At 44.8% G+C, this 10,787-nt stretch carries 9 protein-coding genes; all 9 read right to left on the bottom strand.

Going from position 1 to position 10,787, the window contains the following annotated elements; translation table 11 throughout:
• Positions 1-97 precede the first annotated feature (97 nt).
• A complete protein-coding gene (locus G476_RS0103555) occupies positions 98-1,168 on the bottom strand; it encodes an ethanolamine utilization protein EutH (protein WP_026688859.1) in 1,071 nt (356 codons plus the stop codon).
• A 212-nt stretch (positions 1,169-1,380) separates the two neighbouring features.
• Complete coding sequence (gene htpG / locus G476_RS0103550; RefSeq protein ID WP_026688858.1) at positions 1,381-3,258, bottom strand: molecular chaperone HtpG; 1,878 nt, start codon at positions 3,256-3,258, stop codon at positions 1,381-1,383.
• Positions 3,259-3,587: 329 nt separating this feature from the next.
• Entirely contained in the window at positions 3,588-4,016 is a 429-nt protein-coding gene (locus G476_RS0103545) for a hypothetical protein (RefSeq protein WP_026688857.1), read from the bottom strand.
• A gap of 555 nt (positions 4,017-4,571) precedes the next feature.
• The gene (locus tag G476_RS0103535; RefSeq protein ID WP_026688855.1) at positions 4,572-4,889 is read right to left on the bottom strand and encodes a hypothetical protein; all 318 of its coding nucleotides are present in this window, start codon (positions 4,887-4,889) and stop codon (positions 4,572-4,574) included.
• A 179-nt stretch (positions 4,890-5,068) separates the two neighbouring features.
• Positions 5,069-5,494, bottom strand: coding sequence for a hypothetical protein (locus G476_RS0103530; RefSeq protein ID WP_026688854.1), 426 nt, complete (start codon positions 5,492-5,494; stop codon positions 5,069-5,071).
• A gap of 111 nt (positions 5,495-5,605) precedes the next feature.
• Positions 5,606-7,441 (bottom strand): PAS domain-containing sensor histidine kinase, encoded by a 1,836-nt coding sequence (locus G476_RS22780; RefSeq protein ID WP_245579666.1) that lies wholly within the window; start codon positions 7,439-7,441, stop codon positions 5,606-5,608.
• A gap of 305 nt (positions 7,442-7,746) precedes the next feature.
• Positions 7,747-8,646: a manganese catalase family protein gene (locus G476_RS0103520; RefSeq protein WP_026688853.1), complete on the bottom strand. Its 900-nt coding sequence runs from the start codon at positions 8,644-8,646 to the stop codon at positions 7,747-7,749.
• Between the two features lie 216 nt (positions 8,647-8,862).
• Positions 8,863-9,798, bottom strand: a complete 936-nt coding sequence (locus G476_RS21185) for a polysaccharide deacetylase family protein (RefSeq protein WP_051314635.1) — start codon at positions 9,796-9,798, stop codon at positions 8,863-8,865.
• Positions 9,799-9,994: 196 nt separating this feature from the next.
• Positions 9,995-10,711, bottom strand: a complete 717-nt coding sequence (sfsA, locus tag G476_RS0103510) for a DNA/RNA nuclease SfsA (protein WP_026688852.1) — start codon at positions 10,709-10,711, stop codon at positions 9,995-9,997.
• Between the last annotated feature and the right edge of the window lie 76 nt (positions 10,712-10,787).

The following is a 10,787-nucleotide window of genomic DNA, read 5'->3' as shown; positions in this document are numbered from 1 at the left end:
TCCAGCCGTAGTGAAGCGTTGGAGAGCTAACTTGATTAAAGGTAGATCTAACTCGACTAAATGCAATCTAAATCGACTAAACCGGTTCCTAACTCGACTAAACACCCGCCCTTCCCCGCCTCATAACGAAAAGAGCAACCCCCACAGCCAGCACCCCGGCCACGAGCTTCCCTACAATCATCGGCACGACCATCTCCTCGGCCACGGAAGCCGTAAATCCCAAATGTCCCCCCAGAACGAACGCCCCGCTCACGGCAAAAGCCACATTCATGACCTTCCCCCGCTCGTCCATCTGCTCGAGCACCTGAAACATGGGGATCGAGTGGGCGAGAGACGTCACGATCCCCACCACCGACACCTTCTCCACACGCAACCAACGGGCAACCGGCTCAAACAATGACCCGGCCACCTTTTTCAAAAAAAGCACAAACGGAAACGCCCCAGACAAGGTGAGCACGATTACTCCCACAATCATAAACGCCTCCGCCACGGACCCCGTCCCTTCCACAACCGTCAGACCGGTAAGCACCTCGAACCCGATCACCCCGACCATGAGCATGAACAAGCCTACAATCCCTTTTCCGAACCACACGAACAACACAACCATCCGCCTAGGAATCAACCAAAGCCCCACGATCACACCAGCACTCACAACCACAACCGGCACGAGATTGACGAGCACCTCTTCCACCGAAAACCCCGCCACCACACTGCCCACAAACACCCCCACAGGCACAGGAACAAGACCAACCAACACCCCTTTGGCTAAAAAAACATGATCTTCTTTTTTAATTAGACTTAACGCCACCGGAATCGTGAACAAAAACGTGGGACCTACAATTGTAGCCAAGAGAATCCCCGAAAAGAGCCCCGCGTCAGAGCTTTTTGCAAGCTCCACTGAAAGAGGAAACCCTCCCATGTCCACCGCCAAAAATATCCCCACAAAAACGGACGGATCCACACCAAGCACACCAGCCACCGGCACAATTATCGGAGCCATCCACTCCGCCACAACCGGCGCAAAACAAAGAATCCCTACCATCGCAAGAGCAAGCGGCCCCATGGCCACAAACGCCTTCTCAAACTCCCTCCCATACCCAAACCGATTCCCAAACACCCGGTCCAACACCCCAACAACCGCAAACACCGCAATCAACCAAATGAACATGCCTCAGCCCCCACTTTTCTATCAAACGACTAGCTGTGTTTTCACAGCAGCTTGAACAGAACTAAAAAATTCCCCGCTCCAACTCTACTAACCTACTAGTACGAGATTGAGCAAGGGATGTCCTTTATTGACCCGCTTGAGATTGCTATATAGGCACTCCTCACAATCACAATAAGAAAAGCCCTGTTCCAAAAGGAACAGGACTCTAAAAGTTACACCATCACTTTACAAATGTCGTTGGAGAATGCGAGAGGATCTTCGACTGGAAGCCCTTCGATTAATAATGCTTGGTTGTAAAGGAGGTTTGTATATAGTTTGACTTGATCTTTGTCACTCTCGAACGCGTTCTTTAGTGTTTGGAACACGTCGTGATTAGTATTGATTTCGAGGACTTTATCGGCCTTAACATTTTGGCTGTCTGGCATCGCTTGAAGGACTTTTTCCATTTCAATGGACACTTCTCCTTCACTCGAGAGGCAGACCGGGTGAGATTTTAGACGCTTGGATACGCGAACATCCTTCACTTTTCCTTCTAAATGCTTTTTCATTTCTTCAAAAAGATCTTTGTTCGCTTTGTCTTCCTCTTCCGCTTTTTCGCTTTCCTCTTCATCAAAGCCTAAGTCGCCACTAGAAACGGATTTGAACTCTTTTTCATTAAACGCCGCAAGCATCTTGATCGCGAATTCGTCTACTTCATCGGTGAAGTAGAGGATTTCGTATCCTTTATCAAGGACCACTTCTGTTTGTGGAAGCTTCTCGATGCGATCGTAGCTGTCGCCTGTTGCGTAGTAAATGTACTTCTGATCTTCCGGCATGTTCTCTACATACTCTTGTAACGTAACGAGCTTCTTCTCTTTTGATGAGTAGAACATGAGAAGATCTTTAAGGTCGTCTTTGTTCGCCCCGAAGTCACTGTAAACACCGTATTTTAACTGTCTTCCGAACGTATCAAAGAACTTCACATATGTTTCACGATCATCTTTTAGAAGTTTCTTCAGCTCGTTCTTGATTTTGTTTTTGATGTTTTTCGCAATCAGCTTCAGCTGTCTGTCATGCTGAAGCATTTCTCTTGAGATGTTTAACGAAAGGTCCTCAGAGTCTACTAAGCCTTTTACAAAGCTAAAGTAATCAGGAAGAAGCTCCGGTCCTTTTTCCATAATCAAGACCCCATTGGAATAAAGCTCAAGGCCTTTCTCGTATTCTTTGCTGTAGTAATCAAACGGCATGGTGGATGGGATGTATAGAATCGCATTGTATCTAACTGCGCCGTCTACGCTTACGTGAATGTGCTTTAACGGCTTGTCGAATCCGTAATGCTTCTCTTGGTAGAAGTTCTCGTAATCCTCATCGGTGAGCTCGCTCTTATTCTTTCTCCAGATCGGCACCATGCTGTTGACGGTCTTCTCTTCAACGACGCTCTCATATTCATCTTCCGTGCCTTCTTTTAGCTTACGCTCCGACACATCCATTTTAATAGGGTAGCGGATAAAATCGGAGTACTTCTTGATCACTTGCTTGAGACGATGTTCTTCGAGGAAGTCATCATAGCTCTCTTCGTCTGTATTCTCTTTTAACTTAAGGATAATTTCTGTGCCCACTTCTTTTTTATCAAACGGCTCGACAGTATAGCCATCTGCCCCTGTAGACTCCCACTTATAGCCTGTCTCGTCTGCAACGGACTTTGTATACACGGTTACAGCATCGGCTACCATGAATGCGGAGTAAAAACCGACTCCGAATTGTCCAATGATGTCGTGACCGTCCTTGATTTCATTTTCATTTTTGAACGCTAAAGAACCACTTTTCGCAATGGTCCCGAGGTTCTCCTCAAGCTCTTCTTTCGTCATCCCGATTCCAGTGTCTTTAATCGTTAGCGTGCGGCTTTCTTTATCTGCGGAGATTTTGATAAAATAATCGTCCTTTTCAAACGTCAACGACTCATCGGTTAGGGCTTTGTAATACATCTTGTCAATCGCATCACTTGCGTTTGAAATGAGCTCTCTAATAAAGATCTCTTTCTGTGAATAGATCGAGTGAATCATCATATCTAGCAATCGTTTCGATTCTGCTTCAAACTGCTTCTTCACCATCGTATCTTCCCCTTTAAGTAATATGTAAATATATCTTTTTAGCACTCGACTTACCAGAGTGCTAACCCACATTAATAATTATCATATTCAAAAAAAGTTGTCAAGAGGAAAGCTGTGAATCTGCTGGATTGAAAGGAGGTTCAAATAAACAGGATCTAATTTGCACGATCGCTCTTTCCTTCTTCGGGGTGGTCCGGTGAATCATTCGCTCAGGCTACCAAAGAAGCTATCATCGCAAATTCCGTAAGTACGAAAAAGACTATATCAGGGGCACAACCCCGACATAGCCTCTTTGATTACAACCCTCTTCAATTAAATTACCTATTCCGCTAAAACTTCCGCTGGATCTCATCGAGCCCGATCACCATCATCGCTTCCAATTCTTCATCAGTAAGACGGCTTCTCAGTTTCGTTTCAAGCTCTGCTTGCTCTTCCTGTGTCATCCCACCTGACGCTTTAGAAGCGATCGAATACAATTCTCCCAAAGAGAACTTCGTCATCAACACACGTGCTGCCTCTTCGGCTGTGGTGAACGGTAACGCTTGTTTCTCTTCTTTCGTTAGATCTCTACTACTATATTTTTCAGCCAGAGCTTGAAGCTCCGGGTTATTTTTCAGTTGTTCGGCTACATCGTCAGTCAAAACCTCGTTGCGTATTTGATCAGCTACACGATCCGATGCGTAATCCATCGCGAGATTGTAACCGAAATAGCCAAGGGTTCCTAAAAGAATACACAGGATCATAACCTTTTTTATCATCTTCATCACCTTGTTTTTTTGATTAGTCTAATCATAGAGCAGAAGGAAGAGGCAATCAATAAGAAAACATCGCCAACTCGCTCTTCTCCATTGTAACTCCCCCAACACCAATTCATACCACAATTTCCCACAAAATTGTGCGGGGTCAGACCCCATAGCCGTCAAGTTAAGCAAAATTGGCGGCTTTTTATCTTTTTGATCATTCACTCTCATTTTTTCAAATGACAAAGAAGCTTCCTTTCGGAAGATTTTTTTAAACAAGGATAAATTCCGTTACAGGTGGACGCTTTCCGCGGGCATCGCCTTAGCCTCCTCGGGAAAGGGCGCCCTGCGGGGTCTTGGGCTGATGAGCTTCCTGCTTCTTCCTCTACAAGCATATGCTCCGAAGCATCTGCGTCGAAGCAACTCGTAGCATACTCGTGATGTAAACGCTCGTCGCTGGAGTCGCCACCTTTCACTCCATTTTCTACTTTAATAAAAGATGATTTCTATATAACGAACAGCTTATTTAAACCTTTAAGAGTATCAGCTTTTCTTCCTCCTTCATTTCGTTCTTTAACACTTGAAAAGGTGTCTCGCGATTCTTCTTTTTGCACTTCCTACATTGACTCCGAATGACTGCTGTGTATTGATGGAATAGGTTATTTCCTTAATTGGTGATGTACTTGTTTGAAAGAACTCTTCTGCACTTTCACGTAATTCTTTTATGCACTTCATCTCACTGATTTCAATCACAAATGATATGAACTTGGACATGTGATCAGGTGTAGCCGGAATGTTCGCAGACTCCTGCGGCCGTGGGAGCCAGGAGAGACCCCGCAAGGGCTTTGCCCGAGGAGGCTCGCCGGCACCGCCGCGGAAAGTGAAGAACATTTTGGCTACACCTTTATTCAACTGATTTGCGACACTCTATCCTTAAGTTGACGGCCCTGGGGTCTGACCCCAGGGCAAGTTGAAGGCTGTGAGTCAGGAGCCTGAGTATATTCGGAAATAAAAGAAGAAGTCGTAAGGGTGAGGTTTCCTTACGACTCCTTCTTTTGTGACGGCTTGGGCTACTCTTCCATTTGGTCGATGAGCCAGTCGCTGTCCGTGTTAATGAATGTAACGGTGCCACCTTCTGTTTGTTCGTCACCGGTCTCTTCTTCAGTAATGGAGATTTCATAAGCAGCTACAATCTCTTCATCCGTTTCACTGCTCACTTCGAAGGATATGATTTGGTAATCGAACATGGACAAAAGCTCTCCCATTTGTTCATCAATTAAATCCCCCTCTTCTTCAAATGCCTCTTTCGGTACGCCGAATTCCGATTCAACAAAGTCATCGGTCACGTAATCCACAACTTCACTAATTGCTCCTCGGTCCAAGGCATCCACAAAACTTTCGAAGGATTCCCGAGCTTCTTCTTCGGCTGAATTGCACGCGACTGTAAGTATGGCTAACAGAACCAAGAGTCCTGTGATCTTTCTTAATGCGCTCATAAACCTCATCTCCTTACTTCCATCCTCGAATTTACATCATTTCTCCACCTTTAGTTTACTCATTCGTTCATAAAAAAAGCAGCCAAACATGAGCTTGTTTAGCTGCTCGGGTCAATCTTGAGCAAGAGGGAAGGAAATCATAAATGTGGTTCCAACACCTACTTGACTGTCCACCTTTACGGTTCCGCCGTGCTCTTCAATAATCTTGAACGTGACCATTAATCCGAGTCCCGTTCCCGTTTCTTTCGTGGAATAGAACGGTTCACCGATCCTTGCAACCTTCTCTTTTGGGATCCCGCACCCTTGGTCAATCACTTTTACGACCGCTTGGTTATCCACCTTTTCCAACGTTAAGGTGATCAAACCGGACTCCATTGATTCGATTGCATTTTTAATCAAGTTTACAAACACCTGTTTAATTTGGTGCTGAGCGCACACCACATAAAGGTCCGTATCTTTGAACTCCTTCTCAATACCGATGTTTTTGATGATCGCTTGTGTTTCAAGCAAGGTGCTAATGTGAGTCAGCATCTCGCTCATTTCAGAGCGTTCCTTTGACAAGGTTTGTGGTTTGGACAAAATTAAAAGCTCTGTTAAGATCTGCTCAATTCGCCCAAACTCCGATTTCATAATATCGAAGTACTCTTTTTTCTCATTCCCATAGATCTCGATCAGTTGCAAAAATCCTTTTAAAGAAGTAAGAGGATTTCTAATTTCATGAGCAATTCCCGCTGCCAGTTGGCCAACAGCCGACAGTTTTTCCGACTGGTGAAGCATTTCTGCAGACTTTGTTTTCTCGGTAATGTCTCGGAAGGTAAACACACTTCCGACTACTGCATCGTCCGAAACCATGGGTGTGACCGTGAATTCTGCGAGATATGGGGTTCCATCTTTACGGTACAACGTCACGTTACTTTTCCGAATGACTTCTTTTCGAACAAGATTCGTTTCACTTGTAAAATAGTCGGTCAGCTCTTTCATTTCCCCTTCATATAAGGTTGAAAGAAATTGGATAAAGATGTTCGGATTCAAGTCTTCACGAGAAAATCCGGTAATTCCCTCTGCCGCTTCGTTCCACATGACTACGTTAAAATCCTTATCAATTCCCAAAATACCGTCCTCTACAGACTCCAAGATGAGTTGATTCATGTGGTGCATTCTTTTGAGTTCATCTGTATTTAATCGCTGACTCGTTATATCTTTTAAGATACCATAGGCTCCAATAATCTCTGAGTCAACAATAATTGGTAGAGCGGTACATTGGACAAACATCGGTTCTTTCTTTAATTTTGTCAGATCAAAATCTTGTGTGACCGGCTTTCCTTCTTTTGCCAAATAAAAAAGATCATACGCCTTCTCGGCTGTGTCTTTAGGTAAAACGGCGTTGAACTGCTTCCCTACCAGACGCTTTTCACTCGTATTGAATAGTTTCTCAAATGCATGATTCACAGATAAATAGTATCCGTCCAAATCAATGGAGCAAACGGCATCTGGATGTTCGTGGAACAACGTGCGATAACTCTGCTCTACCGCGAGCATGGCCATTTGCCTTTGCGTCACGTCCCGGATGATCGCTGTAATTCCGTCTTCTGTTGGGAAGACCCGTACGTTATACCACGTATTCAGTGGGGGAAAATATTCGTACTCCACTTCCGCAAGCACACGTTCATGCATGGCTCGCTGATACGCCTCGTATACTCTCGTCCCTTTTGCTTGTGGGAAGGTCTCCCATATATTATGTCCAACCATATCTTCTTTTTTTGTTCGTAGCTGTTTGCATGCAGCTTGGTTTACGTATGTAACCGTAAAATGATAATCGAAGGCAACAATAGCGTCGCTTAATCGATCCAGGATCAAAGCATCCGAGTCGAGAGGGTTTAAATCGCTTTCACGGGAGATCGTGAGCAACTTTTTAGGTATGCTATTAGTAGATCGTTCCGTCATCATTTTCACCTCTAATTTCTCCTGTTGATAGTCATATGTCTATTCTAGCAAAAATTTGTTAATTTGCCGAAATTTTTTTACCGAAAAAGTATAAATATGTCATAATCCGTACCATTACTGCTTATTTATGGTATTTTTTATGAAAATTAAAAAGCCGAGTCTGTTGTAACTCGGCTCTTTCATCGGGTTTGTGGGGACGCGAGAGGTGAGGAAAGTGGTTAACCTGTTTAAATCAAATGCTAATCTGTTTAAAGGCCACACCAACCTGTTTAAATCCACCGCTTTCCATCCACACATGTTACCTTTGGTTAAATACCGGCCGATCGTTGAAGTCGTTTCGCAATTTCTTTGAAATCTTCTTCAGAAATGCCTGGAGCAAAAGTTTCCGGAATTGGTGGGAGATCAGGGATCGGTCCTCCTGGAGGTGTTCCTTGAATAACTTCCAGTTGCCCGCCTTGAAGAGGGTGATCCCCTTTCCAAATCATCGCCACATCTTTATAGTCATTGGCACTGAATGTATAAAGTTTGCGATGCGACCCTTCCGCTTCAAACTTCCTCGCCGTTTCAAATTTGGCATTGTCGAGGTTCGGGATTGGTAACATTTTTGTCATGTCTACTCCTGTGGCAATTTCCAGTGCTTTCGCGTAGGCCATGACATGCACCCCTCCACGCACGAGCAAGTATCCGATCATTTCTCGGGCAACTGGGTTGTCTGTCATCTCGTACACACGCATCTTGTGTGTTCTTGCACCACACTCCAAGAAAAAGTTATGGAGAAGATCCAGTACCAGGTTCCCACTTGAGAACACATTCGATGCTCCATTCCATCCTGCACCCATCGAATCAAATGGTTTGGCCGTTTGGTCCGTATCAATAAAATGATAAGAATTTCGTTTGTCTTTCCCATTTTGCATCGGAGCGATGTTCGGATCACCTGGGAAGGTCGTTCCATGAATCATCAAATTAATCGTGTTTGATACGAGCTCCACGTGACCAAATTCCTCTGCAGTAATACTAGCAACCAGATCATAAAAAGGTTTTAGCTTCCTCTTTTGTCTAAAAGCAAACGACTGAAACATGTAGTTGTTTAGGGTGGACATTTCACCAAACTTTCCACCTAAAAGCTCTTGAACAGCCGCAGCTGCGTTCGCATCAGGGTTCTTCGGCTTAGGTAGTTCAATTTGCAATTTGTTTATACGTGTAATCAAAGCAGTCCCTCCATCATTCTTAGACATTTTCTCTTTCATCTGTATGATGGCGAACGTTTGTCTTAAAACTACGGATGGTCAAATCAGACTTTCGTTTATCAATATGGGGGTTCATTATTACCGGCAGGAAAAGAAGACAGAGAACATCGACACACAAACTTCAAAGAAAAATGCCCTTAACAGAGTACGCTCCAATAAAGGCATCAATCAGACATATTAATTCCCGTTCAAGTTCAACAATTCAGGTACTGTGACAAATTCGTACCCTTGATTCTTTAATTCTGTGATGATCGGACCGAGGGCGTTTACCGTATTGCTCATATCAACAGTCCAGTGAGATCCATCGTGCATGAGAATAATCGAACCATTATCTGTATCCTCCATCACGGATTCGAAGATCTCTTCTGAAGAAGGGCCGTCCCAGTCTCTTGTGTCAACCGTCCAAAAGACAGCCGTTTCGCTATTGGTAGCCAGGCTTTCTGTATGAGCCGTTCCGAAAATGCCGTATGGAGGTCGGAACAAATCGGTTCTCATGCCAAGCAGGTTTTGAAGAACATCGTTCGTTTGATCCATTTCCCATCGCAATTGTCCGACAGACTCTCCTTCCAAGTTCGGATGCCAGTAAGTGTGGTTACCAATCGCATGGCCTTCACGATGCATCCTCTTTAAAATGTCAGGATGGCCCTTCGCTCTTGCTCCCATAACAAAGAACGTCGCTTTCACATCCTGACTGTCTAGTTCATCAAGAATAGCTGGGGTGAAACGAGGATCCGGACCATCATCAAACGTCAGAGCCACTCGTTTTTGGTTTGTTGGCCCTCGCCAAACAACCGTATCGGGAAATTGCTTTTGCAGTTCCCCAAAGCCTACATTCTCTAGGGACACGTCTCCTTTATCGGCTTGCCCTGCATAGGCGGAAGGCAAATCTGGTTCCATTTCCTCTCTTGCAGCATATTCTGGACCGCCGGCCGGTTGGGCTGTCGTTCCAGCAGAAGGATACATCGGTTCAGTATCGCCTTGAATTCCGATATTATCTCTGTTCGGCTCTCTCGCTTGGTCTTGGTTTGCTGCACAACCAGTAAGGATGATCATTGTCATAATAATGAACGACAGAGCCACAAGCCCCATTCGCTTCGTACTTATCTTGTTCATTCCACACACCCCTCATCGTTATCCATTCACATATAAAACCTAGTATGCCAAAATTCCCCTCGCTCCATTCAAAAGAGTAAGTTCAGAAAGTTCAGGGGTCTGCCCCCGCACAATGCCGTGTTTGTTGTTGACATGCCTTAAAAGGTAGTGTAAATAGAAAAACGCCTTGGAAGAGTGCTCTTCCAAGGCGTTTTTCTTATAAGAGGATCGTCAGGGGATCGTCGGTGTTCATGTTTATATGATCTGGTGTGATGCTACACTTTCGTCCAATGATCGTTACCCCTTTTGCATTTGCTTCTTCCATGGCGTCAGCAAAGTTTGGATCAATATGCCGCGCTGGCGTGATGCTACGCAAGTCGTCTCGTTGAGCGACGAAGAAGAGCGCCGCTTCCCATCCTTCTTCCTGTGCTATATGACCGAGTTCTCTTACATGCTTGGCTCCTCTCGCTGTGACAGCGTCGGGAAACGCTCCTGCTCCTTCTTCATATACAAGAGATACGCCTTTGACTTCCACGACCATCTTCCGTCCATCTTCGTGTTCCATCAACAGATCCCAACGCGAACCTCCCTTTTTAAATTCAGAGCGAAGATAGGTCCATCCTTCAAACTCCGCAATCAGCTTTTTTTCCACTGCATCTTTAGCCAAAAGGTTTGGAAGCTGGGAATTCACACTTACCCACCCCCCATCACCTCGGCTCACAAGAACGGCTGACCAGTTCGTTTTCCTGTTTTTATCGTCCACATAGCGAAGCATTACGTCTGTTCCAGGAAGGAGAAGCTCCTTTAAACGTCCAGGGTCCGGAAGGTGCACCGTGACTTCTTCTCCATTTTCCAACTTGCATATCAAAATAAATCGATTCGGTCTTTTTACGAACGTACTTTTCACAAGAGGACCAAACGAGTGACTGACCATCTGTATTTCCTCCTTAAATCATTTGGGATGATGGCTTCATTATACACAAAAATCCCCTACGCTTATAAAAACGAGG

Origin of the sequence: Alteribacter aurantiacus DSM 18675, assembly GCF_000429705.1 — a bacterium.
Taxonomy (GTDB): Bacteria; Bacillota; Bacilli; order Bacillales; family Salisediminibacteriaceae; genus Alteribacter; species Alteribacter aurantiacus.
Note: the sequence above shows the minus strand (reverse complement) of the source record. Positions and strands in the feature narration are given on the sequence as shown.